Annotated in this window: 19 protein-coding genes; 7 read left to right on the top strand and 12 right to left on the bottom strand. The window is 73.4% G+C overall.

Annotated elements, in window-relative coordinates:
- Positions 1 to 24: 24 nt before the first annotated feature.
- Together ACQP03_RS08740 and leuE are read left to right on the top strand one after the other, a co-directional pair.
- Entirely contained in the window at positions 25 to 1,266 is a 1,242-nt protein-coding gene (locus ACQP03_RS08740; RefSeq protein ID WP_433460782.1) for a bifunctional pyridoxamine 5'-phosphate oxidase family protein/GNAT family N-acetyltransferase, read from the top strand.
- Entirely contained in the window at positions 1,266 to 1,937 is a 672-nt protein-coding gene (gene leuE, locus ACQP03_RS08735; protein WP_357122570.1) for a leucine efflux protein LeuE, read from the top strand. Before ACQP03_RS08740 ends, leuE begins: the two co-directional genes overlap by 1 nt.
- Positions 1,938 to 2,062: 125 nt before the next feature.
- Here the strand turns inward: leuE and ACQP03_RS08730 are convergent, their stop codons facing one another.
- The 10 genes from ACQP03_RS08730 to ACQP03_RS08685 form a co-directional block, all read right to left on the bottom strand.
- Positions 2,063 to 2,989, bottom strand: coding sequence for a sporulation protein (locus tag ACQP03_RS08730; RefSeq protein WP_357122567.1), 927 nt, complete (start codon positions 2,987 to 2,989; stop codon positions 2,063 to 2,065).
- A gap of 72 nt (positions 2,990 to 3,061) precedes the next feature.
- On the bottom strand, positions 3,062 to 4,126 hold the full coding sequence (locus tag ACQP03_RS08725; protein ID WP_357122564.1) for a hemolysin family protein: 1,065 nt from the start codon (positions 4,124 to 4,126) through the stop codon (positions 3,062 to 3,064).
- Positions 4,123 to 5,490: a hemolysin family protein gene (locus tag ACQP03_RS08720; RefSeq protein WP_357122561.1), complete on the bottom strand. Its 1,368-nt coding sequence runs from the start codon at positions 5,488 to 5,490 to the stop codon at positions 4,123 to 4,125. The genes ACQP03_RS08725 and ACQP03_RS08720 overlap by 4 nt, the downstream gene beginning before the upstream one ends.
- 161 nt (positions 5,491 to 5,651) lie before the next feature.
- Positions 5,652 to 6,035 carry a monovalent cation/H(+) antiporter subunit G gene (gene mnhG, locus ACQP03_RS08715; RefSeq protein ID WP_357122558.1) on the bottom strand — a complete coding sequence of 128 codons (384 nt, stop codon included), beginning with the start codon at positions 6,033 to 6,035 and terminating at the stop codon, positions 5,652 to 5,654.
- On the bottom strand, positions 6,035 to 6,298 hold the full coding sequence (locus tag ACQP03_RS08710) for a monovalent cation/H+ antiporter complex subunit F (RefSeq protein ID WP_357122555.1): 264 nt from the start codon (positions 6,296 to 6,298) through the stop codon (positions 6,035 to 6,037). Before ACQP03_RS08710 ends, mnhG begins: the two co-directional genes overlap by 1 nt.
- Positions 6,298 to 6,894, bottom strand: a complete 597-nt coding sequence (locus ACQP03_RS08705; protein WP_357175201.1) for a Na+/H+ antiporter subunit E — start codon at positions 6,892 to 6,894, stop codon at positions 6,298 to 6,300. The genes ACQP03_RS08710 and ACQP03_RS08705 overlap by 1 nt, the downstream gene beginning before the upstream one ends.
- Entirely contained in the window at positions 6,891 to 8,396 is a 1,506-nt protein-coding gene (locus ACQP03_RS08700) for a Na+/H+ antiporter subunit D (protein ID WP_357175199.1), read from the bottom strand. Before ACQP03_RS08700 ends, ACQP03_RS08705 begins: the two co-directional genes overlap by 4 nt.
- Positions 8,393 to 8,881: a Na(+)/H(+) antiporter subunit C gene (locus ACQP03_RS08695; RefSeq protein WP_357175196.1), complete on the bottom strand. Its 489-nt coding sequence runs from the start codon at positions 8,879 to 8,881 to the stop codon at positions 8,393 to 8,395. Before ACQP03_RS08695 ends, ACQP03_RS08700 begins: the two co-directional genes overlap by 4 nt.
- A complete protein-coding gene (locus ACQP03_RS08690) occupies positions 8,878 to 11,712 on the bottom strand; it encodes a Na+/H+ antiporter subunit A (protein ID WP_357122543.1) in 2,835 nt (944 codons plus the stop codon). Before ACQP03_RS08690 ends, ACQP03_RS08695 begins: the two co-directional genes overlap by 4 nt.
- A gap of 149 nt (positions 11,713 to 11,861) precedes the next feature.
- Positions 11,862 to 12,248: a hypothetical protein gene (locus ACQP03_RS08685; RefSeq protein WP_357122540.1), complete on the bottom strand. Its 387-nt coding sequence runs from the start codon at positions 12,246 to 12,248 to the stop codon at positions 11,862 to 11,864.
- Positions 12,249 to 12,426: 178 nt separating this feature from the next.
- Here ACQP03_RS08685 and ACQP03_RS08680 point away from each other — a divergent pair, with 178 nt between their 5' ends.
- Complete coding sequence (locus ACQP03_RS08680; protein ID WP_357393735.1) at positions 12,427 to 17,109, top strand: Lhr family helicase; 4,683 nt, start codon at positions 12,427 to 12,429, stop codon at positions 17,107 to 17,109.
- Positions 17,110 to 17,446: 337 nt separating this feature from the next.
- Here the strand turns inward: ACQP03_RS08680 and ACQP03_RS08675 are convergent, their stop codons facing one another.
- Positions 17,447 to 18,055 (bottom strand): hypothetical protein, encoded by a 609-nt coding sequence (locus tag ACQP03_RS08675; RefSeq protein WP_357393733.1) that lies wholly within the window; start codon positions 18,053 to 18,055, stop codon positions 17,447 to 17,449.
- A gap of 194 nt (positions 18,056 to 18,249) precedes the next feature.
- Here ACQP03_RS08675 and ACQP03_RS08670 point away from each other — a divergent pair, with 194 nt between their 5' ends.
- Positions 18,250 to 19,050, top strand: a complete 801-nt coding sequence (locus tag ACQP03_RS08670; RefSeq protein WP_357175186.1) for an SAM hydrolase/SAM-dependent halogenase family protein — start codon at positions 18,250 to 18,252, stop codon at positions 19,048 to 19,050.
- Positions 19,051 to 19,087: 37 nt separating this feature from the next.
- Entirely contained in the window at positions 19,088 to 19,330 is a 243-nt protein-coding gene (locus ACQP03_RS08665) for a CPCC family cysteine-rich protein (RefSeq protein ID WP_039905669.1), read from the top strand.
- Between the two features lie 27 nt (positions 19,331 to 19,357).
- Here the strand turns inward: ACQP03_RS08665 and ACQP03_RS08660 are convergent, their stop codons facing one another.
- Positions 19,358 to 20,626 (bottom strand): hypothetical protein, encoded by a 1,269-nt coding sequence (locus ACQP03_RS08660; RefSeq protein ID WP_433460781.1) that lies wholly within the window; start codon positions 20,624 to 20,626, stop codon positions 19,358 to 19,360.
- 109 nt (positions 20,627 to 20,735) lie between these two features.
- Here ACQP03_RS08660 and ACQP03_RS08655 point away from each other — a divergent pair, with 109 nt between their 5' ends.
- Both ACQP03_RS08655 and ACQP03_RS08650 read left to right on the top strand, forming a co-directional pair.
- Positions 20,736 to 21,545, top strand: coding sequence for a DNA-formamidopyrimidine glycosylase family protein (locus ACQP03_RS08655; protein WP_433460780.1), 810 nt, complete (start codon positions 20,736 to 20,738; stop codon positions 21,543 to 21,545).
- Positions 21,546 to 21,713: 168 nt separating this feature from the next.
- A complete protein-coding gene (locus tag ACQP03_RS08650; RefSeq protein WP_433460779.1) occupies positions 21,714 to 25,367 on the top strand; it encodes a hypothetical protein in 3,654 nt (1,217 codons plus the stop codon).
- The last annotated feature ends 24 nt before the right edge of the window (positions 25,368 to 25,391 follow it).

Genomic DNA, 25,391 nt, shown 5'->3' with positions numbered 1-25,391 from the left:
TTGTACTAGAACAAAGGGGCGCGCATGTACCCACCCACCGCCCGGACCACCGCCACCCGTTCCCGCGAGCGGATGAGCTACGACCGCGAGGCGGCACACGCCGTCCTCGACGAGGCGTACCACTGCGCGCTCGGCTTCACCGTGGACGGCGAGCCCCGCGTACTGCCCACCCTGCACGTCCGCGTCGGCGACACCCTCTACCTGCACGGCTCCACCGGCAGTCGCCCCCTGCTCGCCGCCCGGGGCGATGGTCTGGCCGTCTGCGTCGCGGTCACGCTGCTCGACGGGCTGGTGTACGCCCGCTCCCAGTTCCACCACAGCGCCAACTACCGCTCGGTGGTCGGACACGGCACCGCCCGACTGGTCACCGACGCCACGGAGAAGAGCGCCATGCTCACCGCGCTCGTCGAGAAGGTGGGCGCGGGCCGCAGCACGGACAGTCGCCCGCCGAACCGGCGCGAACTGGCCGAGACCGCCGTGCTGGCGCTGCCGCTGCGCGAGGTGTCCGTCCGGTCGCGCACCGGCGGCGTCCGCGAGGACGAGGCCGACCTGCACCTGCCGCACTGGGCCGGCGTCCTGCCGCTACGGCTGACCGCCGGGCTGCCGCAGCCCGCCGCCGGGGTCGCCGCGCCGCTGCCGGCGTACCTGCGGACGATCCGTACGCCCTGGCACGACCCGGCGCCGCTGAGCGGCGAGCACGTCCGGCTGGAACCGCTGGACCTGGCGCACGCCGACGACCTGCACGCCGCCACCGCCGACGACGACGTCTGGCGGCACCTGACCGTTCCACGGCCCACCGAGCCGGCCGGGACCGCCGAGGTGATCGCCGCCGCGCTGGCCGCCCAGCAGCGCGGCGAGCGGGTGCCCTGGGTGCAGCGCTGCGCGGCGACCGGGACGGTGGTCGGCAGCACCTCGTACTACGAGATCGACCCGGAGCGGCGGTCGGTGGCGATCGGGCACACCTTCCTCGGCCGTCCGTGGTGGCGTACCGGGATCAACACCGAGGCCAAGCTGCTGCTGCTCGGCCGGGCCTTCGACGAGCTGGGCGCGGTACGGGTCGCCTGGCACACCGACATCCGCAACGTTCGGTCCCAGGCGGCCATCGAACGGCTCGGCGCGACCCGGGAGGGGGTGCTGCGGATGCACCGCCAGCGCCCGGACGGCTCATGGCGGGACACGGTGCAGTACGCGATGACCGTCGACGAGTGGCCGAACGCACAGGCCACGCTGCGGAAAAGCCTTCGCCGTACGGCGTCGGTGGCGTGATGATGGCGGGCGTGCTGGGGATCACCGACATCTGGACGTACGTGCTGGGCACCGTGGCCATCATCCTGCTGCCCGGACCGAACTCGCTCTTCGTGCTCTCCACCGCCGCCAAGCGGGGCGTGGGGGCCGGCTACCGGGCCGCGGGCGGGGTGTTCGTCGGCGACGGGGTGCTGATGATCCTCTCCGCCGCCGGGGTGGCGTCGCTGCTCAAGGCGTACCCACCGTTGTTCCTGGTGATCAAGTACGCCGGCGCGGCGTACCTCGGTTATGTCGGGCTGACCATGCTGCGCGGCGCCTGGCGGCGCTGGCGCGACCGCAACGACCCGACCACGCCGCGGCTGATCGACGCCGCGGAGCCGGCGCAGCTGCGCAGCCCGTTCCGCAAGGCGCTGGTGATCAGCCTGCTGAACCCGAAGGCGATCCTCTTCTTCATCTCGTTCTTCATCCAGTTCGTCGACCCCGGGTACGCGTGGCCGGCGCTGTCGTTCCTGCTGCTCGGCCTGATCGCCCAGGTCAGCAGCGCGCTCTACCTGACCGCGCTGATCTTCGCGGGGACGTTCCTGGCGGCCCAGTTCCGCCGCCGCCGTCGTCTCGCGGTGGGCGGCACCACGGCGGTGGCAACGCTCTTCCTAGCCTTCAGCCTCAAACTAGCCACCGCCAGCGCCGGCTGACCCCGACCCCACCGCTCGTCGCCCACCCGACCCCACCGCTCTCCGCGATCTTGCACTTTGTGCTGTCTTTTTGCGCCTTTCGCACCGCTCTACGGCGACAGTAAGTGCAAGATCGGCGCGGGGGGTCAGGTGCCGTCGCCTCCTCCGCCGCCGCCGACCCCGGCTCCTCCGGCTGTGCCGCCCAGTCCGTAGCCGGGTTTGATCGGGGCGTCGGGGTGGCGGCTGACGTGGGCGGAATGGCCGATCTGCGCGGACCAGTCGGCGTGGGCGGCGGCCGCCGCGTGGCGGTTGATGGCGTGGCGCAGCCAGCCGTCCACGGTGGCGACCCAGTCCCGCTGCCCGGCGTCGGCGTGCCAGATCCGGAACCGGCTGATGCTCTGGTGGGTAATCCCGGCCAGCGCCAGCTTGCGGTCCACCCAGGTGATCACCTCGAGGCCCGCCGAGTTCGTCACGAAGATCAGTTCCAGCTCGGTGATCGGGCCGGCGTAGAGCGGCCCCACCCAGTAGCCCCAGCGCTGGTGCAGCGGTAGAGCATGCTCCACCCCGGGCAGGCCGCCCTCCACCAGCCCGGCCTGGCGGATCGAGAAGCCCAGCGTGTCCAGCGCCGCCAGCACGTGCTGCTGGGTGGGGACCGGGTGCACGAAGACCGGCACCATGGCGCCCTGGTCCAGGTCCGGGTCGACGGACACCTCGGTCCGCAGACCCATCCGCAGACTGAGCAGCGGCACCCCACCGAAGGTGGTCACCGGGGTCTCCCACGGCAGCGGCAACGCGAAGTCGACGGCCCGGCGGCGGCCCGCCGGGACCACGAACCGCCCGGCGATCGGGAGCTGGAAGAACTGCATGAGGCGTCGCGGGGCCGCCGGGTCGTCCGGCTCGACCGTCGTGACCAGGCCGAGCCGGATGTGGCGTACGAGCACGTCGTCCGGCCCGGCGGCGAGAGTCACCCGCCCGGGCAGGCGCAGGCCCGGACGGGTGCTCGGGTTTCCCAGCGTGGTCTGTACGGACAGCCCGGTCCAGCCGGACTCCCGAGACACCCCCGTCAACCGCATCGCGCCCCCCGCCAGGTCACCTCAACTGTCGCGGACCCGGCGGGGGGTCACCCGGAACTTGCGGGAATTCTCCTAGCGGAGTCGCCGACCGCGCGGCACCGTGTCGGTCTCGTCGTCGAACTCGCCGATGACCTCCTCCAACAGGTCCTCCAGGGCGACGAAGCCGATCGGGCGGGCCGGGCCACCGCCGTTGCGGACCAGCGCGAGCTGCGACTGCCGGGCGCGCATCGCGGCCACCGCCTCGGTGACCGAGGACGTCGCCGGCAGGGTGAACGCCGGTGTCATCAGCTCCCCGGCCACGGCGGCCCGGCCGGTGGTGACCGCCCGTACCGCCTCCCGGACGTGCACCAGACCGCAGACGTCGCCGCCCGCGTCCAGCACGGCCAGCCGTGACCGGCCGCTGTCCCGGCTGACCTGCTCGATCCGCTCGGCCGGGTCGTCGCGCCGGACCGTGACCATGGTGGCGAACGGCTCCATCACCTGCGCCACCGACGTGCCCTGCAACTCGAGCATGCTGGTGAGCAGTTGGTGCTGCTCGGCGCCGAGCAGCCCGTGCTCGCGGGACTGTTCCAGCAGGATCCGCAGCTCGTCCGGACCGTGCACCTGGGCCAGCTGGTCCTGCTGGTTGACCCCGACCAGCCGCAGGATCGCGTTGGCCAGCGCGTTCAACGCGGACAGCACCGGCCGGGACACCCGGGCGAACGCCCGGAACGGCAGCGCGAGTAGCGTCGCCGACCGTTCGGCGTCGGTGATCGCCCACGACTTCGGTGCCATCTCCCCCACCACCAGGTGCAGGAAGGTCACCAACCCGAGGGCGAAGACCAGGGCGATGACGTGACTGGCCGCGTCGGGCAGCCCCACCACGTGCAGCAGCGGGCTGACCAGGTGCTCGATCGCCGGCTCGGCCAGCGCGCCGAGCCCCAGGGTGCACAGGGTGATGCCGAGCTGCGCACCGGCCAGCATCAGCGACAGCTCGCGGACGCCGTCGAGCGCGGCCCGCGCCGCCCGGCCACCGGTGGCCGCCGCCTGCTCCAGCCGGTACCGCTTGCTGGCCACCAGGGCGAACTCGGCGGCCACGAAGAACCCGTTCAGCCCCAGCAGGACGCCGGAGCTGATCAACGCGATGCCGGGGCTCATGCAGACACCTCGCGCCGCTCGCCACGGTCGGTGAGTTGCAGCCGGACCGAGTCGGCGACGTGCCGGTCCACGGCCAGCACCTCGACCAGCGCCCGGGGCTCCGCCTCGCCCTCGTCGGCCTCGACGCCCTCGGGCAGCAGACTGATCTCCAACCGGTCGCCGACCTCCGGCACCCGGCCCAGCTCCCGCATGACCAGCCCGGAGAGCGTGTCGTACTCCGGGGCCTCGGGCAGCGCGATGCCGGTGCTGTCGGCGACCTCGTCGATCCGCCAGCGGGCCGGCACCACCCAGGAGCCGTCGTCCTGGCGGGCGGGCGCCCGCTCCGGCGGGTCGTCCTCGTCCCGGATCGGACCAACCAGCTCCTCGGCGATGTCCTCCAGGGTGATCACGCCGGCGAAACCGCCGTACTCGTCGACCACGCAGGCCATCTGCCGGTGCCCGGAGCGCAGGCGGTCCAGCACCGTGGGCAGGGGCAGGGTCTCCGGTACGAGCAGCGGCGGGCCCGCCACCGCGCTGACCGGGGTGGTGGCCCGTTCGGCGGGGGGTACGCCGAGCACGTCGGCGATGCCGACGATGCCGAGCAGGTCGTCGACACCCTCCGCGCCACGAACCGGGAAGCGGGAGTGGCCGGTGTCCAGCAGCTCGACCACCCGACTCACCGGCTCGTGCCCCCGGACGATGTGCACGTCGACCCGGGGAACCATGGCCTCGCCGGCGGTCAGCTCACGAAAGTCGAGCCCCCGGTCGAGCAGCGTGGACATCTCAGCGTCCAGGCTGCCCTCCTCACGTGACTCGGCGATGATCTGTTCCAGGTCGGCGGGGGTCGCCCCGCTGGGCAGCTCCTCGATCGGCTCGATACCGACCCGGCGCAGCAGCCGGACCGACGCCCGGTCGAAGAGCCGGATCACCGGACCGGCGATGGCCAGGTAGAAGAGCGTGGACCGGCTCAGCGCCCGGGCCAGCGGTACGGCCCGGGCGATGGCGAGGTTCTTGGGCGCGAGCTCGCCGAGGACCATCTGCACGACGGTGGCGATGACCAGGGCCAGCGCCACCGACAGCGGCAGGCTCACGGACTCGCTGACGCCGGCGACGCCGAGCAGGTCGGCGAGGCCACCACCGAGGTACGGCTCGGCGACGTAACCGACCAGCAGCGCGGTGACGGTGATGCCGAGTTGCGCGCCGGAGAGCATGAAGGAGAGCCGGCTGGTGACGGCGAGGGCCCGGGCGGCGGCCTGGTCGCCGTCGTCGGCGAGCTGGCGCAGCTTGCCCCGGTCGACGGCGACGTAGCCGAACTCCTGCGCCACGAAGTAACCGGTGGCGGCGGTGAGCACGATGATGAGAAGAAGACCGACGACGATCAACACGGGACGCTCAGGGCTCCCGGGGCCGTCGGGACGGGGATACGCCGGGCACGACCCGGCTGGCTACTGCTGCCCTCCTGGGCAGAGGAGTCGATCATGCCGTCATTTTATCGGCGTTGCCTGGGACTCCGCTGGGGGTGGGCCGAAGGAGTCGATCGTCCTGTTCAGCCCGGCCGGGACCGGCTTTCGCCGCGCCCACCGGTCGACTCGGTCCCGGCCAACTCGTCGGCGTCGAGCAGGCCCCGGTCGAGTCGGCCGGACCGGTAGGCGGCCCGGCCGATCATCTGCGCGGCGACCGGGGCGGTGGCCAACTGGAAGACCCCGACCAGCAGGATCATGCCGAGGTCGGCCCGGGACCGCAGCCGCAGCGCGATCCCGAGCAGCAGCAGGAGCACGCCGAGCACCTGGGGCTTGGTGGCCGCGTGCATCCGGGACAGGGCGTCCGGGAAGCGCAGCACACCGATGCCGGCGCACAGCGCGAGCAGCGCGCCGGCGACCAGGCAGACGGCCCCGAGCCAGTCGGCGATCGTCGCGAGCACGCCCGGCATCAGGAACGCTCCCGGACGGCGAAGCGGACCAGCGAGACCGAGCCCACGAAGCCGAGCAGGGACAGCACCACCAGCACCGGCAGCGTGGTGGCGTGCCGGTTGACCGCCGCCTCCGCGCCCACCGCGCCGACCATGGTGGCGAGCAGCATGTCCGCCGCGATCACCCGGTCCAACAGCGAGGGCCCCCGGTAGAGCCGGATCAGCACGAGCAGCGCGGTCACCGACAGCAGGACGGTGAGGACGACGGCCAGGAACGTGATCATTAGGCGAATCCCTTCTCGGCGGGACCGGGCTCCACGCGGCGCAGTTCGTCCGCGCTGCCCACCGCCCGGACGATGCGTCGTTCGACGTCGAGGGTGCGGTCCCGGGCGAGCGCCAGGTCGGCCGGGCCGTGGGTGTCCAGCACGTGCAGGTAGAGCACCCCCGGCTCACGGTCCACCTTGAGGACCAGCGTGCCGGGCACCAGCGAGACCGCCTCGGCGGTGAGCGCCAGGATCAGATCCGTACGCACCCGCAACCGGACGGCGATGATCGCGCCACGGGGCCGGTAACCGGGTTGCACGGCGATCCGGGCGATGTGCAGGCTCGCGCTGACCAGTTCGACGACGAACCGACCGGCGAACGCCAGCAGCGCCCCCGGGCGCAGCCGCCCGCCGAAGGTGACCGCCGGCAGCGGGAAGAACAGCAGGACCGAGCCTCCCACCAGCAGGCCACCGATGATGTTTGCCAGGTTGATCTCGCCCCAGAGCAGGTTCCAGACGAGCACCAGCCAGCTCAGCGCCAGCGTCTGGTCCCGCCAACGCCCGAGCCGACCTTCCCTAGCGGCGTCCGTCGGGGGTGCGCCGCGTCGGCCCGTCACGGCACGCCGCCGGGCAGAACAGCGCGCACGTACGGCGTACGCGAGAGCAGGTCGGTGGCCGCGTCGGCGGTGACGTCGAACAGGGGGCCGGCCAGCACGGTCAGCGACACCCCCAGGGCGACCAGGGCGACGGTCGCGCCGACCGTCAGGGCGGGCAGCCGGACGACGGGTTCGTCGGTGGCGATCCGGGGCGCCCGCCAGAACGCGATGTTCCACACCCGGGAGGCGACGTACAGGGTGAGCAGACTGGTGAGCGTCCCGGCCGCCACCAACGTCGCGGGCAGCGCGCCGCCGGCCGCCACCCCGGCCTGGAGCAGCCCGAGCTTGCCGAGGAACCCGGAGAACGGGGGCACCCCGGCGAGATTCATCGCCGGGACGAAGAAGAGGACGCCCAGCAGGGGCGCCACCCGGGCCAGTCCGCCGAGACGACGCAGGTCGGTGCTGCCGGCGCGCTCTTCGACCAACCCGGCGACCAGGAACAGGGTCGTCTGGATGGTGATGTGGTGCACCACGTAGAAGATCGCCCCGGCGAGCCCGGCCGCGGTGCTCAACGCCACCCCGAAGATCATGTAGCCGATGTGGCTGACCAGGGTGAACGAGAAGAGCCGCTTCATGTCCGACTGCGCCACGGCGCCGAGGATGCCGACCACCATGGTCAACCCGGCGACGACCATGAGCAGGTCGTCGACCTGGCCACCCGGGAAGAGCAACGTCTCGGTACGGATGATCGCGTACACGCCCACCTTGGTGAGCAGCCCCGCGAACACGGCGGTCACCGGGGCCGGAGCGGTGGGATAGCTGTCCGGCAGCCAGGCCGACAGCGGAAAGACCGCGGCCTTGATCGCGAACGCGAGCAGCAGCATCAGTTGCAGGGTCACCCGGACGTTGTCCGGCAGGTCGTCGAGACGCTGGGCGAGCTGCGCCATGTTGAGCGTGCCGGTGGCCGCGTACACCAGCCCCACGCCGGTCAGGAAGATCATCGAGGAGAGAACGCTGACCACCACGTACGTCGAGCCGGTGCGGATGCGCGTCTCGGTGCCGCCCAGCGTGATCAGCACGAAGCTGGCCGCCAACAGGATCTCGAAGCCGACGAACAGGTTGAACAGGTCACCCGCCAGGAACGCGTTGGTGACGCCCGCGGTGAGCACCAGGTACGTCGGGTGGAAGATCACCACCGGCGCGCTCTCGCTGGTCTCGCTGCGGCCCTGCCCGATCGAGTACACCAGCACGCACAGGGTCACCGCCGAGGACACCACCAGCATCAGCGCGGCCAACTGGTCGGCCACCAGCACGATGCCGACCGGCGGCGGCCACCCACCGACCGCGAGCACCACCGGCCCGTGCCGGTACGCCTGCACCAGCAGCACCAGCGCAACGGTGAACGTCACCGCCAGGCAGAGCACGCTGACCGTACGCTGCACCCGGGGCCGGTCGGCCAGCAACAGGGTCAGCGCCGCGCCGAGCAGCGGCACCACCACCGGCAGGGGCAGGAGCCGGCTCACGACGCGTCGTCCTGCTGGCCACGTCGGAGTCGGCGGCGGGCCGGCTCCGGGTCGACCTGCTCCGGATCGCCGTTCGGACCCTCCCCGCCACGGTCGACCGCGCCCACCCCGTGGTCCTCCGCGCGACGGATGATCTGGCGGTCCTCCAGGTCGTCGGGCACCTCGTCGTCGCCGGTGAGATACCAGCTCCGGTACGCCACGGCGAGCAGGAACGCGGTGAACCCGAACGTGATCACGATGGCGGTCAGCACCATCGCCTGCGCCAGTGGGTCACTCATCCGGTCCACCGGGCCGGTGCCCACGACGGGAGCGCCACCCGATCGGCCACCCAGCAGGATCAGCAGGTTGACGCCGTTGCCGAGCAGGATGACGCCGAGCAGGATCCGGGTGAGGCTGCGCTCCAGCAGCAGGACCACCCCGCACCCGACGAGCGCCGCGACGGCGAGCACCAGCACCAGCGTCGGCCCGGCGCCACCCGCCGTCACGGCCGTCCGCCCTTGTCGATGGCTAGGCCGCCGCTCTCCGTACCGGTGGCCTCGATGTGCCGGTCCACCTCCGCGCCGAGACTGCGCAGGATGTCCAGCAGCAACCCGATCACGATCAGGTACACGCCGATGTCGAAGAAGAGCGACGTGACCAGGTGGACGTCGCCGACCAGCGGTAGGGACACGTCGAGCTTCGCGCTCTGCAGCACCGATCCGCCGGCCAGCAGCGCCACCGCGCCCGTACCCACCGCCAGGGCCAGCCCCGCGCCGAGGATCAGGCCGGCGCCCACCGGGGCGGCGTCGGTCAGCTCGTACCTGCCGCCGGCCAGGTAGCGGACGACCAGCGCGAGCCCGGCCACCAGGCCGCCCGAGAATCCGCCGCCCGGCGCGTTGTGCCCGGAGAAGAGCAGGAAGAGCGAGAACAGCACCACCGTGTGGAAGATCAGTCGGGTGACCACCTCAAGGACGAGCGAGCGCTGCTCGTCGTAAAGGGTCGGGCCACCCCGTAACCAGACGGGCCGGTGCGGCGGGGCGGCCCCTTCGGCGGACTCCGGCCGGCGCGGCCTCGGCCCGGTACGGGACCGCTCGAAGATCAGGCTGGCCACCCCGGTCGCGGCCACCACCAGCACCGACACCTCGCCCATGGTGTCCCAGGCTCGGATGTCGACGAGGGTCACGTTGACCACGTTGCGGCCGTACCCCTCGCCCACCGCGAGGGCCGGGAAGACGGTGGAGATGTCCGGCGCGCGGCGGGCGCCGGCCGCGACGAGCGCGAGCCCGCCCGCCACCACGCCCATCGCCACGCCGATCGCCCGACGCGTCCATCTGCTGCGGCGCAGCGGTCGGGCCGAGAACCGCTGCGGCAGGCGGCGCAGCACCAGCACGAAGACCGCGATGGTCGCGGTCTCCACCAGGAACTGGGTGAGCGCCAGATCAGGTGCGCCGTGCAGGATGAACAGCATGGCCGTGCCGTAGCCGGTGACGCCGACCAGCAGCATCGCGGTCAACCGCCGACGAGCGCCGACCGCGAGCAGCGCGGCCACCGCGATGACCACCACGACCACCGGTTGCAGCGGGTTGTCCCAGAGCGGGAGCCGGGCCCGCCAGGGGGCGGCGGCGAGCATCGCCCCACCGGGCAGCAGCACGAGGGTGACGAGAATGATGCCGAGGTACTGCGGTAGCGAGCCGCGCTGGGTCGCGCCGGTGACCCCGATGGCGAACCGGTCGAACCGGCCCACGACCCACTCGTACCCCTGATTGCCGCCGACCGGCGACCGGAGCCGGGCCAGCGCGGGGGCGAGCGGCCCGCGCAGCGCGAAGAGCAGGATGCCGCCGGCAAGCGCCAACACGGACAGACCGAGCGCCGCGGTGGGTCCGGGCCAGAGCGTCAGGTGCGCGTCGAGGGTCCCCAGCAGCTCGGCGTACGGACTGAGCAGACCGTCCAGCACGCCGGCGGCGGGACCGGCGAGCAGCCCGACGACGGCGAGCACCGCCGGTGGGAGCAGCATCGACGCGGCGACCGGCCCGGGTGGTACCGGTTCGACGCCCGGCCGGTCGGCGAACGCGCCCCAGAGGAAGCGGGCGCTGTACGCGACGGTGAGCACCGTTCCGGCGACCAGCCCGGCGAGGACCACCGGATCGCTGGTGAACGCCGCGAACACCGCCTCCTTGGCGACGAACCCGACGAGCGGCGGTACGCCCGCCATCGACGCCGCCGCCAGCACCGCGACCCCGAACAACGGGCGGGACCAGCGGCGCAGCCCGGACAACTCGCGCAGGTCACGGGTCCCGGCGCCGTGGTCGATGACGCCGACGACCAGGAACAGCGCCGCCTTGAACAGGGCGTGCGCCAGCAGCATCGCCGTGCCGGCCAGCGCGGCGTCCGGTGTACCCGAGCCGGTCACCGCGACCAGCAGGCCCAACTGGCTGACCGTTCCGTACGCGAGCAGCAGCTTGAGGTCGTTCTGTCGCAGCGCCGCCCAACCGGCGACGAGCATGGTCGCCACCCCGGCGATGAGGACCAGCGGTCGCCACGGACCCACCGTGGCGAGCACCGGCGCGAGCAGCCCGACCAGGTAGACGCCGGCCTTGACCATGGCCGCCGCGTGCAGGTACGCGCTGACCGGGGTGGGCGCCGCCATCGCGACCGGCAGCCAGGAGCTGAACGGGAGCACCGCCGACTTGGACAGCGCCCCGGCCAGGATCAGCAGCACCGCCGTGACGAGGTAGCCACCTCCGGGCAGCGGGTGGGCGGCGATCTCGGACCAGCGGTAACTCCCGGCGTGCTCGCCCAGCAGGATGAACCCGACCAGCATGGCGAGCCCGCCCAGCGTGGTGACGGTCAGCGCCTGCGCCGCCGCCCAGCGGCTGGCCCGGCGTTCGGTGCTGTGCCCGATCAGCAGGTACGAGAAGATCGTGGTCAACTCCCAGCCGACGTAGAGCAGCAGCAGATCGTCGGCGAACACCAGGACGAGCATCGCGCCGGCGAAGGCCACCAGGACGGCGGCGACCTGGGCCATCCCGGGGGAGCCGGCGTCGAAGTACCGGGCGCTGTAGACCAGCACGAGCGCGCCGACGCCGCCGACCAGCAGGGTCATGAGCCACGACAGCGTGGTGACGCGCAGCGCGATGTCGAGGCCCAACTGCCCGATCCACGGGTACGTCTCGACGACCGCGCCGCCGTGCGCGACGGCCGGGGTACGGGCCAGCGCCCAGCCGAACGCGGCGGCCGGCGCGAGCGCCAGCGGATAGCACGCGCGCGGACCCCACCACCGGACGAGAAGCGGCGCGACGAGGGCCGCCACGAGGTGGAGGATGAGCAGTACCAGCACTCGCGCTCCCGATCGAGGTGGCCGACACCCGTACAGCGGTGGTGTCTTCAGCGATCAGACGCCAGATCCCCGAGCCTCGGGCGGTTTTACCGGAATTGCCCCGCCATAGGGCTCAATGTGCGATCAACGGCGAGCGCCAGCGGCGGCGGTCAGCGCAGCAGAGCGTCGCCGACCGGCAGCGCGTCGTCGAGATCCTGGTGACCTCGGCGCAGGTCGGCCAGCAGGTCGACGCGACCGAGTTGGCGGGCGACCTTGGCGACGACCCGCTCCGCGACGGCGAGGGACCGCATCGAGAGCAGGCGGCCCCGGCTCTCCCGGCGCAGCACGAAGTAGTGCACCGCGACGCGGACCTGCCCCCGGTCGGCGGCGCTGGCCTGGGCGGTGGAGACGACCAGCTCCCGCAGGCAGCCGGCGAGACGCTCGGCGAGCTCCAGCTCGGGCCCGTGCAGACCGCCGCGGAGCGTGGCGAGGTGACTGTCGACCTTGCGGATCAGCACATCGGTGCCGGGCTCGACGTGTCGCGGCTCGCCGGTCATCCGATCCCTCCCACCCGATTCGCGTTGCGGGTGAAGTTACTTTATGTTGCTCCTTACAAGCAAGCAGTTAAGTGAGACTTAACGTATTAAAGGTGCATCACGCGCAATTTCCACACAGCGCGGCACGATCCGCCGTGGGTCGTTCGTTGTTGTCGTACCGACGGGGCACGATGGACCGGTGAGCGGGGCAGACACGGGCAAGGGCGAGGTGTTGGACGGGTTCGGTCCCGCCACTCGCGCCTGGTTCGACGCCGCCTTCGCCGCGCCCACCGCCGCCCAGACCGGCGCCTGGAAGTCGGTCTCGGCCGGCCGTAACGCCCTGGTCGTGGCGCCCACCGGCTCCGGCAAGACGCTCGCGGCCTTCCTCTGGTCGCTGGACCGGCTGGCCCGCGAGCCCGCGCCGACCGAGGCTCGCCAGCGGTGCCGCGTGCTCTACGTCAGCCCGCTCAAGGCCCTCGCCGTCGACGTCGAACGCAACCTACGCGCGCCGCTGGCCGGCATCCGGCAGGCGGCCACCCGGCTCGGCGTCCCACCACCCGACATCACCGTCGGGATGCGCACCGGTGACACGCCGGCCGACGAGCGACGGGCCTTCGCCCGCACCCCACCCGACATCCTCATCACCACACCCGAGTCACTGTTCCTGCTGCTCACCTCGGCCGCTCGGGATTCGCTGCGCGGCGTCCAGACGGTGATCGTCGACGAGGTCCACGCGGTGGCCGGCAGCAAGCGCGGGGCCCACCTCGCCCTCTCCCTGGAACGCCTCGACGAGCTGCTGCCCACGCCGGCACAACGGATCGGCCTCTCCGCCACCGTCCGGCCGATCGACGCCTGCGCTCGGTTCCTCGGCGGCGCCCGGCCGGTCGACGTCGTGCAGCCGCGCACGGCGAAGACGATCGAGGTCAGCGTGCAGGTGCCGGTGGAGGACATGACCCGCCTCGACGAGCAGGAGCAGCCTCCCGAGGACTCCCTCGGCGGGCCTGGGCCACGCCGCGCCTCGATCTGGCCGGCCGTCGAGGAGCGGGTCTTCTCGCTGATCGGGCAGCACCGCTCCACCATCGTCTTCACCAACTCCCGCCGCAGCGCCGAGCGCCTGTGCGCACGGCTCAACGAGCTGGCCGCCGAGGAGGTGGCCACCGCCGCGATCGCCTCCGCGTCGGGCGAGGGCGCGATCGTCGTACCCCCGGGGTCGTCGTCGGGCGATAAGCCGGCGGCCGACGACGGCCCGGCGAGCGGCGCGCAGCGGTGGGGTGGCCCCGCCGGCCCGGGCAGCAGTCGCGCGCCGGCCGAGGTGATGGCCCAGTCCGGCGCGGCGGCCGGGGCAGCGCCGGTGATCGCCCGCGCGCACCACGGCAGCGTCTCGCGGGAGGAGCGCAAGCACATCGAGGAGGCGCTCAAGTCCGGCCAGCTCCCGGCGGTGGTGGCGACCTCCAGCCTGGAGCTGGGCATCGACATGGGCGCGGTCGACCTCGTGGTGCAGATCGAGGCCCCGCCGAGCGTCGCCGCCGGCCTGCAACGCGTCGGGCGGGCCGGGCACCAGGTGGGCGCGGTCTCCCGGGGCGTGGTCTTCCCCAAGCACCGGGGCGACCTGCTGTCCTGCGCGGTTGTCGCCGAGCGGATGACCGACGGCGCGATCGAGGAGTTGCACTACCCGCGTAACCCGCTGGACGTCCTGGCCCAGCAGATCGTCGCGATGGTGGCCCTGGAGCCGTGGCAGGTCGGCGACCTGGCGGTGCTGGTCCGGCGGGCGGCGCCCTTCGCGGAGCTTCCCGATTCGGCCCTGCACGCCGTGCTGGACATGCTCTCCGGCCGCTACCCGTCCACGGCGTTCGCCGAGTTGCGTCCCCGACTGGTCTGGGATCGGGCCAGCGACCAGCTCACCGGCCGTCCCGGCGCGCAACGGTTGGCGGTGACCAGCGGCGGCACGATCCCGGACCGAGGGCTGTTCGGGGTCTTCCTGGCCGGTGCGGAGCGGGCCGCCCGGGTCGGCGAGCTGGACGAGGAGATGGTCTACGAGTCGCGCGTCGGCGACGTCTTCCTGCTCGGCTCGTCCTCGTGGCGCATCGAGGAGATCACCCCCGACCGGGTGTTGGTCTCCCCCGCGCCGGGTCAGGCCGCGCGGATGCCGTTCTGGAAGGGCGACCAGCTCGGCCGCCCGGTGGAGCTGGGCCGGGCCATCGGCGCGCGGGTCCGCGCCCTGCTGCGCCAGAGCGACGAGGCGGCGCTGGCCACGCTGCGCGAGGGCGGCCTGGACGACTGGGCCGCCACCAACCTGATGGCCTACCTGCGCGACCAGCGGACGGCCACCCGCTCCCTGCCCGACGACCGGACCGTCGTCGTCGAGCGCTTCCGTGACGAGCTGGGCGACTGGCGACTCGCCGTGCACAGCGTCCTCGGCGCGCGGGTCAACGGGCCCTGGGCTCTCGCCGTGGGTCGCCGGCTGGCCGAGCGGTACGGGGTGGACGCCCAGGTCATGCCCTCCGACGACGGAATCGTGGTACGCCTCCCGGACACCGCCGATGAGCCACCCGGCGCCGACGTGGTCGTCTTCGAACCCGACGAGATCGCCCAGCTCGTGCAGGAGTCGGTCGGCACCTCGGCGCTCTTCGCCGCCCGCTTCCGGGAGTGCGCCGCCCGGTCGCTGCTGCTGCCCCGCCGCGACCCGCGCCGCCGCCAGCCGCTGTGGCAGCAGCGGCAACGCGCCGCGCAACTGCTCGACGTCGCCCGCGAGTACGCCGACTTCCCGGTCACCCTGGAGGCGGCCCGGGAGTGCCTGCAGGACGTCTTCGACCAACCGGCGCTGGCCGAGCTGATGCGCGACCTCGCGGCCCGCAAGGTCCGCCTCGTCGAGGTGGAGACCAGCGCGCCGTCGCCGTTCGCCCGGTCGCTGCTCTTCGGCTACGTGGGCGCGTTCCTCTACGAGGGCGATGCCCCGCTCGCCGAGCGCCGGGCCGCCGCCCTGGCCCTGGACTCCACGCTCCTCGGTGAGCTGCTCGGCCGGGTCGACCTGCGCGAGCTGCTGGATCCGGAGGTGCTCGCCGAGACCGACCGGCAACTGCGCTGGCTGACCGAGCAGCGCCGCCCGCGCGACGCGGAGGACGTGGTCGAGCTGCTGCGGGTGCTGGGCGACCTCAGCGACGTCGAGCTGACCGAGCGGGGCGTGCCGGAGGGCTGGCTGAGCGAGCTGGAGGCCGCCCGCCGGGTGCTGCGGGTACGGATCGCCGGCGAGCAGCGCTGGGTCGGCATCGAGGACGCCGCCCGACTGCGCGACGCGCTCGGCGTGGCGCTGCCCGTCGGGGTGGCCGAGGCGTACCTCGCGCCGGTGGCCGACCCGCTGGGCGACCTGGTGGCCCGGTACGCCCGCACCCACGGCCCGTTCGCCGCCGCGACCTGCGCGGCTCGCTTCGGGCTCGGCGTCTTCGTGGTCGAGCAGACGCTGCGCAGCCTGGCCGCCACCGGCCGCGTCGTCTCCGGCGAGTTCACGCCCGACACGGCCGGCGCGCAGTGGTGCGACGCCGAGGTGTTGCGGATGCTGCGCCGCCGCTCGCTCGCGGCGCTGCGCCGGGAGATCGAGCCGGTGCCACCGCGGGCCCTCGCCACGTTCCTGCCCCGCTGGCAGCAGGTCGGCTCGTCCGCCCGGGGTGTGGAGGCGCTCGCCGCCACGGTGGAGCAGTTGCAGGGCGCTGCCGTGCCCGCGTCCGCGCTGGAACGGCTGGTGTTGCCCGGCCGGGTCGCCGACTACTCCCCCGCCCAGCTCGACGAGCTGTGTGCCAGCGGGGAGGTGCTCTGGGCCGGTTCCGGGGCGATCTCCGGAGGCGACGGCTGGGTCACCCTGGCGTACGCGGACGCCGCGCCGCTGCTGCTTCCGCCGCCTGATGAGGCGTTGACGCGTACCCCGCTGCACGACGCGGTGCTCGACGCCCTCGGCGACGGGCAGGCGCTGTTCTTCCGCGCGCTCGCCGACCGGGTCGGCGCCACCGACGATGCCGCGCTGACCGGTGTCATCTGGGATCTGGTCTGGGCCGGGCACCTCACCAACGACACCCTCGCCCCGCTGCGGGCGGTGCTCGGCGCGGGTGGAGCGCACCGGTCGCGCCCGTCCGCGCCGCGCACCCGCTACCGGCGGCCCGGCCGGGTGGCGCTGCCCACCCGCAGCGGCCCACCGACCGTCGCCGGCCGCTGGTCGCGGCTTCCGGATCGGGATCTCGACCCGACCAGGCGGGCCGCCGCCCTCGCCGACGTCCTGCTGGAACGGCACGGGGTCGTCACCCGGGGCGCGGTCATGGCCGAGCAGGTCGTCGGTGGGTTCTCGGCGGTCTACCCGGTGCTGTCGGCGCTGGAGGAGCGTGGCGCGGCCCGCCGGGGTTACTTCGTCGAAGGTCTCGGCGCGGCCCAGTTCGCGGTTCCCGGCGCGGTGGACCGGCTACGCGCCCTGGCGGAGCCCGCCGACGGCGCCCGGGGTCGGGGCGGGCCGGCCACCGTCCTGGCGGCCACCGATCCGGCCAACCCGTACGGTGCGGCACTCCCCTGGCCGGACCGCGTCGTCGACTCCGGCGACGGGGCCACCGCCGCGACCGGGCACCGGGCGGGCCGTAAGGCCGGTGCCCTGGTGGTGCAGGTCGGCGGCGACCTCGTGCTGTACGTGGAACGCGGTGGCCGGACCCTGCTCTCCTTCACCGACGACACCGAGACGCTCGCGGCGGCCGGTAAGGCGCTGGCCGACGCCGTCCACTCCGGAGCGTTGGGCGCGATGTCGGTCGAACGGGCCGACGGCGAGGCGGTGCACTCGTCGCCACTGCGTGACGCGCTGACCGCCGCCGGCTTCCGGGCCACCCCGCGCGGCCTACGCCTACGCGGTTGACCCGACCCGCGCGGCCTACGTCTGCCGGTCGCTCAACCCGTGGAAGCGTCCGCCTGCGCACGCGTGGCTCAGCCCCTGCCTGCGCGCCTGGCCGACCGCGCGTCCGGCCTCCGAAGGTGTCGCGGGCTGTCCTGCGTGACGACCACTGGTGGGGCCGATCCGCTCTCGCGCGGTATCCACACGCGATCTGGTAGCTCTCCCGTGCCAGGCACCGTCGACCACCTCTGCGACGTTGATGCCTGTGAGTCATCTTGATGACTCACAGGCATCACAGCCAAAGGTTGTGCCCCGGCCGCCACCTGATGGACAACGCGGCCGCGAGGCAGCGGGAGCAGCCTCAGCGGAGGCCGTTGAGAACCTTCTCGTAGCGCACGCGGTCGGCTGCCGGGGTCTTCGCCTCGAGGTAGTTGAGCACCACTGCCCCACGCCGGTACGACTGGCCGCCCCACGTCTCGGCGATGTCGCCGGCGCTGGTCTCGTCGGGGAACACGAAGACGGTGACGCCGTCCGTGGTGACGATCTCGGAGCAGCCCAGCCCGAGACCGTCCGGACCACAGTCGACCGAGCGGTCCTTCGGGTGCGTGACCCGCAGACCGGCGGCCTGGAACGCGTCGATGACCTGCCGGGCGCTGGGAGCGCCCGCCGGGCGCTGGGGCAGTACCACCGGCGGCGGACTGGCCGGCCGGCGTTCGACCGGTCCCTGCGGTGGCGCCGACGGCACGGTGGACGGCGCGACGGACCGTGGTGGCGGCGGTGCAGCGCCGTCGGTGCGGGACGGGCCCGCCGAGGTGCTCGGCACGCTCGGCAGATCCGTGGCCTGGACGGTCGAGGACGTAACACCGGGGACGGCACTCGACGGCGCGGGATCGTCACCACGGCCGCAGCCGGCGACGACGGCAGCGGCGACCAGCAGGACCCCGACGGCGGGCAGGCTCCGAAGTGTCACAGGCGAAGTCTGCCCAACCACGCTGGGTGGCGGGAGGGGCCGGTCGGCCAGCACGCTGTCCGCTATCTGCCAGCAGGGTCAGCCGGGTTGCCAGTCGCCCGCACCGATACGGCCCGATCCGACCACCACCCGCGGGACGCGCGGGGGGCGTTGGGCGCGGGACGCGCGGGGGGCGGGGGCGCTAGCCTGCGGGGGTGTCCGGCACACCGTGGATCTCGTTGACCACCGACTACGGCCTCGACGACGGCTTCGTGGCCGCCTGCCACGGGGTGATCGCCCGGATCGCTCCCGCCGCCCGGGTCATCGACGTGACGCACCTGGTGCCGCCGGCGGACGTCCGGCGCGGTGCCGCCGTGCTGGCGCAGACCGTGCCGTACCTGCCGGTGGGCGTGCACGTGGCCGTGGTCGATCCGGGGGTCGGCACCGCCCGACGGGGCATCGCGCTGGCCACCCCGGGAGGGCTGCTGGTCGGCCCGGACAACGGGTTGCTGCTCGACGCGGCCACCGCGCTCGGCGGGGTCAGCGCCGCCGTGGAGCTGACCGCGCCACGATGGCTGGCGGCCCGGGTGTCCGGCACGTTCCACGGCCGGGACGTCTTCGCCCCGGTGGCGGCACGCCTGGCGCTCGGGGCGTCACTCGCCGAAGCCGGTCCAGCCGTAGACCCGGGCGAACTGGTCCGGCTGCCAGCACCGGTCATGATCCGTGACGCCGACGGCTTCACCGCCGAGGTGCTGACCGTCGACCACTTCGGCAACGTGCAGCTCGCCGCGCCCGGCGAGGTGCTCGGCGCGCTCGCGGCCACCGTCCGGGTCGGCCCGCCCGGGCCGACGCCGTCCCACGCGGCGGTACACGGACGGACGTTCGGCGACGCGCCGCAGCAGGCCCTGGTGGTGTACGTGGACTCGGCCGACCTGGTGGCGGTTGCGGTCAACGGCGGTCGGGCCGTGGACGTCCTCGGCGTACGCCCGGGTGACCTCCTGCGGGTGGCCGGGTGACATTCGACTGTGGAATGCTGCCCCGGTGGGTGAACCGGTGGGTGAACACGTAGTTCCCGTGGGCTGTCCCTGTTGTGCCTCCCGGACCGGCGGCGGGACCTGCCCGGTCTGCTTCTGGACGGACGACGGCCAGAGCGACGCCGACGCGGACGCGGTGCGGGGCGGCGCCAACGGCGACCTGAGCCTGTCGCACGCCCGGCTCAACTACGCCGTCTACGGGGCCAGCCACCCGCGTTACCAGGACATGGTGCGTCCCGCCCGCCCCGACGAGCGCCCCTGACGCGGCGCCCGCCGAAGCGAGGTCGTCTCAGCAGACCGGTACGGTACCGCCGTAGACGGTGGCGACGTACGCGTGGCTGACGTACTGCCCGGTGGCCAGGCGGTTCCACCTGGTGGTGGTGCGGTACGGGCCGGCGACCGACTGGCCGGTGACGTAGCACTGGACCGGCACGTTGGCGAACCGCGCGGCGAGGCCACGGATCGCGTACGAGGTGCCGGGCCCGCTGCGGATGTTGAGCGGGCCGTCGCCCACCACGGCGCGCGGACCGCCGCCGGTCCACAGGTACGCGACGTCCACCCAGGCGTTGGTGGTGAGTTGCAGACCGTCCCAGAAGGTGCCGTCGGCCAGGTCGATGCCGGCCGGGTTGAGCACGGTACGCCCAAACTGGTCCCGCCCACCGTTGTAGCCGGACTGGTAGGCGGCCTGCGCCTCGGGCCGACCCTGCGGCAGGTTCTTCCAGTTCTCGCGTACGGCGGACGGGTTCCAGTAGTCGTCCCGGGTGTTCCAGGGCCCGACGTCCCAGACCGGGGCGTACTCGCAGCGCGCGCCCGTCGTGGTGCAGACCCGCACGGTGTAGTCGCCGCTGTTGAGTGGCGAGAGGCCCCGGCGCGACGGTAGGGCCACGAAGTGGTCGCGCGGCTGTACGGTGCGGCCGTTGGCGGTCAGTTCGCCGACCAGTCCGATCCGGGTGGCGTACACCCGGTAGGTGAGGCCGGGTGTGGCGGTGGAGACGGCGGCGGTCGCGTCGGCGGTGAGCTGGACGGCGCGTACCGTCGCGGTGGCCCCGCCGGCCCGCGCGGTCAGCACCACCCGGGTCTGTACGCGGCTGACCGGGCGGTCGAAGGTCGCGCCGGCGGTCGCGGCCCGCCACTCGGTCCAGCCGTTGAGCCGCCATCCGCGCACCTGCGCCTCCGCGCTCGCGCCGGCGGGGACGTCCGCGTCGATCTCGGCGCGGACCCGGGTGGCCGGGCGGGCGAGGGTGCGTGGGGCGCTGAGGAGCATGCCTTCGGCGAGCGCGCTGTGCGGGCTGCGAGGGCTGCGTCCGCCCGCGCGGGCCTCGCGCAGCCGCAGTCCGGCGGCGGTACGGCGGACGTTGACATCGTCCCGGTCGACGACCGACAGGTCGGCGCTCCACCGTTCCCCGGCCGGTGCGGCGGCGGTCAGGGTGAGCGATCCGGCGGTCGCGGGGACGGTGGTCCGGGCGGCGCTGGTGACGGGCACCAGGGCTGCGATGAGCGCGAGAGCGAGGATGGCGGCGAGCGTGGAGGGTCGGATAAGACAATGAGGTCGTCTCATGGGCATTCTCCTCAGAACCCCCTGACCATCGCATGTCCGGAGATCATGAGGAACCTGGCTACAAATAGCGACACATGCGAATCATGCTCGAAAGAGGGAGGATGGCAGCGTGCCCGAAGGTGACACCGTCTGGAACACCGCCCGCGTGCTGCACCGCGCGCTGGCCGGCGCGCGGCTGTCCGGCTCCGACTTCCGGGTGCCCCGGCTGGCCACCACCGACCTCACCGGCTGGACCGTCCGCGAGTCGGCCAGCCGGGGCAAGCACCTGCTGCTCCGCCTCTCCGCCCCGGACGACGCGCCGTGGACGCTGCACTCCCACCTGCGGATGGACGGCGCCTGGCGGGCGTACGCGCCGGGCGAACGGTGGAGCGGCCGGCCCGCGCACCTGATCCGGGTGGTGCTGCGCAGCCCCGGCGCGGTGGCGGTGGGCTACCACCTGCACGAGCTGACCCTGGTGCCCACCGTCGAGGAGGACGCCCTGGTAGGCCACCTCGGGCCGGACCTGCTCGGCCCGGACTGGGACGCCGCCGAGGCGGTTCACCGCCTCGGCGCACATCCGGAGCAGACCATCGGCGAGGCCCTGCTCGACCAGCGCAACCTGGCCGGGGTGGGCAACCTCTACAAGTGTGAGGTGCTGTTCCTGCGGGGCGTGTCACCGTGGACGTCCGTGCGGGCGGTACCCGATCTGCCGGGTATGGTCGCCCTCGCGCAGCGGCTGCTGGCCGCCAACCGTGGACGCTGGACGCAGAGCACCACCGGCTCGCTGCACCGGGGGCAGACCAGCTACGTGTACGGCCGCCGCGCCCAGCCGTGCCGCCGCTGCGGCACCGCCATCAGCAAGGAGGAGCTGGGCGAGCGCGTCACCTACTGGTGCCCGGTGTGCCAGCCCGAGCGGCCGGGAAGCCCGCCACCGGGCTGACCGGGCGTTGTGGATCGAGGTCATCCCAGATACGGACGATTGGGTAATTCCTAACCGACCCCTCGACGTCGCATGCTGCGGTTGGGTGCTCACCGCCTGTCAGCAGAGTGCCGAGGGCCGCCACGCCGGGGTGGTGTTCTTCCTCGTGCCCCGACCCCGGGGAGAGTCATGGCGATCTTCCGCAGACTCCGCTCCACCTTCTTCTACCGGACCGCCCCTGACGGCCTCGGTCGGACGGCGTCCGTTCCCACGGCGCGTACCGCCGAGGAGGCCGCGCCCACGGCGAGTCTGGATCCGTCCGCCGAGCCACGCTGCTTCGGAACGGTGCCGAACGTCGCGTACAGTCCCCGCCCGACGCGTGACCCCGATGGCCGGCCGGTGCCGGGCACGGGCCTGCGCAAGTTCGTCGACGCGCTGCCCGTACCCGGCGAGCAGGCGCTGCCGGTGGCGGTGCCCGACACGATCAGCTACCCGGGCTGCGACTACTACGAGATCGGGCTCCAGGAGTACGCGCAACGCCTGCACCGGGATCTGCCGGTCACCCGGCTGCGCGGCTACCGACAGCTCAACCTGGGCACCGACCCGTCGGGCCACAACACGGTGGCGCCACCGGAGCGGCCCTGGCACCTCGGCCCGATGATCCGCGCTCGGCGCGGCCGACCGGTCCGGGTGAAGTTCATCAACCAGCTTCCCACCGGCCGGGCCGGCGAGTTGTTCCTGCCGGTCGACGAGACGGTCGAGGGTGCTGGGCTCGGGCCGCTGGACGGCCCGGCGCCGTACCCGCAGAACCGGGCGGTGCTGCACCTGGCCGGGGCGCAGACCGGGTGGACCAGCGCGGGCAACCCGGGACACTGGATCACCCCGGCCGGGGAGATCACCCCGTACCCGACGGGGACCGGCCTCACGCCCGTGCCGGACATGCCGACGCCCGGCTCCGGCGCCACCACTCTCTACTTCCCCAACGAGCAGAGCGGCCGGCTGCTGTCGTTCCACGACAACACCCTCGGGCTGGCCCGGCTCACCGTCTACGGTGGGCAGCTCGCGCCGTACCTGCTCACCGACCCGGTCGAGGACGAACTTGTCGCCGAGGGGGTGCTGCCGGCCGAGCAGGTGCCCCTGGTGATCGAGGACAAGACGTTCGTGCCGGACGACACCCAGCTGGCCGCCGAGGATCCGACCTGGGACCGGGAACGCTGGGGGGCTCGCGGCAGCCTGTGGTACCCCCACGTCTACCAGCCCCGGCAGAACCCGTACCGGTCCGGCGGACGCAACCCCACCGGTCGGTGGGACTACGGCCCCTGGTCGCGCCGTCCGGCGCCGGACGGCGGTCGGGACGACAGCGGACCCACCGTGGACGGTTGGCCGATGGCCGAACGGATCGCGGGCGAGCCGCCGCTGACCGGTCCGGGGCCGGTGCCGAACCCGCACCACGACCCCGTCGGCGGTGACGCCGAACCACCGCTGCGCCCCGGGGTGCCGCACCCGTCGGCGGTGCCCGCGGCGTACGGGGATACCCCGCTGGTCAACGGTGTCGCGTACCCGTACCTGCGGGTACGCCCCACGGTGTACCGCCTGCGCATCCTCAACGCCTGCCTGGACCGCAGCCTCAACCTCCAGCTCTACCGGGCCTGCTCGGACGCGTCGATGTGGGCCGACGACGGCAGCCTGGCCGACGCGGACGCCGGCGAGGTGCCGATGGTGCCCGCCGTGCGGTCGGCGGACCGGCCGGCCGGTTGGCCGAGCGACGGGCGTGACGGCGGTGTGCCCGACCCGCGCGCCGCCGGCCCGGAGTTCGTCCAGATCGGCAACGAGGCCGGGCTGCTGCCCGCCCCGGTGGTGCTGCCGAACCGGCCGATCGGCTACCGCTACGACCGGCTCGACCCGACCGTGCTGAACGTCGACGGGCACACGCTCCTGCTCGCCCCGGGTGAGGCAGCCGACGTGCTCGTCGACTTCTCCAGCGTGGAACCGGGCAGCACGCTGATCCTCTACAACGACGCCCCGGCGCCGCTGCCCGGCTTCGATGAGCGCTACGACCAGCACACCGACGCGCCGGACCGCACGGCCGGGGGCGGTCCGCCGCCCACCGAACCGGGGTACGGCCCGAACACCCGTACCCTGCTGCAATTCCGGGTGGCCGGCACGCCCGACGGGCCGTACGACGTGGACCGGCTGCGGGAGCGGCTGCCGGCGGCGTACGCGGCCAGCCAGCGCCCGCCGATCGTGCCGCAGCCGGCGTACGACCCGGCGTTCGGCAGCCGGACCACGGCCAAGACGGTCGTCTCCGCGCACGCCGACACGGTGACGTTCACGCCGCTCGCGGGCACCGGTCCGGTGACGCTGCCGATCGAGGTCAAGGCCGCGCAGCAGGTCTTCGAGCCCGGTCACGGCCGGCTGGCCGGGCGTCTCGGGGTCGGTCATCCGCACATCGGGCCGCTCGCCCCGGCGACCCTGCCGCTCGGGTCGACCGATCCGGTGACCGAGGTGCTGTTCGCGGCCGACCCGGCCATACCGGTGGGCGCCCCGACCGACGGCACGCAGCTCTGGCGGATCAGCGGCAACGTACGGCAGACCGAGCCGCTGCGCTTCGGCGGCTGCGACGTGCAGATCGTCAACCGGGTGGGCTGGGACGGCACGCAGCGCCCCCCGCACCCGGCGGAGCTGGGCTGGAAGCAGATCGTCCGGGTCAACCCCCGCGAGGACGTGGTGGTGGCGCTGCGTCCGGTGGCCCCGGCCCTGCCGTTCAAGCTGGGCGACAGCGTGCGGCTGCTCGACCCCGGACGTCCGGCCGGCGCGCGGACCGGGTCGACGCCGGTCAGCCCGACCGACGGGCGACCGGCCGTGGTCGTCAACCAGATGGTCAACCTGGGTTGGGAGTACCGCTGGCACAGCCAGCTCGCCGGCCATCGCGACCTGGGGATGAGCCGACCGTTGGTGCTGCGGGTGACGCCGCGGGCGCCCACCGGACTCACCGCCACACCCGTGCCCGGCTCGGCCACCGCCCTACCGGCGATCGCCCTGACCTGGACCGGCAACGGCGGTCGCCCGCCCGCGACGAGTCACCTGCTGCAACGGGCCACCGACGGGTCCTTCGGCGGCGACGTCACCACGATCACCGTCGCGGCCACCGCGACCCGCTACATCGACGCGACGGTCACCCCCGGCGTCACGTACCACTACCGGATCCGGGCGGAGAACGAGGTGAGCTACTCGTCCTGGTCGAACAGCGTGCCCGCCTCGGTGCACCTCGCCGCGCCGGGCGGCCTGATCGCGGCGATCCCACCCGCCGCGCCGCTGCGGGTGGCGCTGCGCTGGACGAACCGCTCCTTCGCCACCGGCATCGACGTACAGCGGGCCACCAACCCGACCTTCACCAGCGGGCCGGGCACCACCGCGATCGGGGTCGGCGACAACCACCTGGACACCACGGCCGCGCCGGACACCACGTACTACTACCGGGTCCGCACCACGTACCTGGGCGCCGCCTCGGCGTGGTCGACGGTGGCCGCGGCGAGCACTCCGCCCGCGCCGAGCACCCCCGGCGAGGTGAACGCCACCGCGAGCGCGCCGGGCCCGGACACCGCCACGGTGGTGCTGGTCTGGACGGCGAACACCCCCGTCGGCCCGGGCTCCGGGTTCATCGTGCAGCGGGCGCTGGACCCGACGTTCGCGCACGAGGTGGCGACCTTCACGGTGACCGGTCGCGGCTTCACCAACACGGGTCTGGCCCGGGGCGTGACCTACCACTACCGGATCCGGTCGTTCAACGTGGTGGGCAGCTCGCCGTACACCGGTCCGATCCCGGTCACGACGCCACCGTGACGGGCGGGCGCGGCGCGTGGGGTG

This window comes from Micromonospora sp. CA-248212, from assembly GCF_050948405.1.
In the GTDB taxonomy this organism is placed as follows: Bacteria; Actinomycetota; Actinomycetes; order Mycobacteriales; family Micromonosporaceae; genus Micromonospora.
Note: the sequence above shows the minus strand (reverse complement) of the source record. Positions and strands in the feature narration are given on the sequence as shown.

What these genes read in the sequence shown, in the direction of transcription:
- ACQP03_RS08740 (WP_433460782.1), top strand. Translation starts at nt 25, where the DNA reads ATGTACCCACCCACCGCCCGGACCACCGCCACCCGTTCCCGCGAGCGG.
- leuE (WP_357122570.1), top strand. Translation starts at nt 1,266, where the DNA reads ATGATGGCGGGCGTGCTGGGGATCACCGACATCTGGACGTACGTGCTG.
- ACQP03_RS08660 (WP_433460781.1), bottom strand. Translation starts at nt 20,626, where the DNA reads ATGAGACGACCTCATTGTCTTATCCGACCCTCCACGCTCGCCGCCATC.
- ACQP03_RS08730 (WP_357122567.1), bottom strand. Translation starts at nt 2,989, where the DNA reads ATGCGGTTGACGGGGGTGTCTCGGGAGTCCGGCTGGACCGGGCTGTCC.
- mnhG (WP_357122558.1), bottom strand. Translation starts at nt 6,035, where the DNA reads ATGCCGGGCGTGCTCGCGACGATCGCCGACTGGCTCGGGGCCGTCTGC.
- ACQP03_RS08685 (WP_357122540.1), bottom strand. Translation starts at nt 12,248, where the DNA reads ATGACCGGCGAGCCGCGACACGTCGAGCCCGGCACCGATGTGCTGATC.
- ACQP03_RS08650 (WP_433460779.1), top strand. Translation starts at nt 21,714, where the DNA reads ATGGCGATCTTCCGCAGACTCCGCTCCACCTTCTTCTACCGGACCGCC.
- ACQP03_RS08725 (WP_357122564.1), bottom strand. Translation starts at nt 4,126, where the DNA reads ATGAGCCCCGGCATCGCGTTGATCAGCTCCGGCGTCCTGCTGGGGCTG.
- ACQP03_RS08710 (WP_357122555.1), bottom strand. Translation starts at nt 6,298, where the DNA reads ATGATCACGTTCCTGGCCGTCGTCCTCACCGTCCTGCTGTCGGTGACC.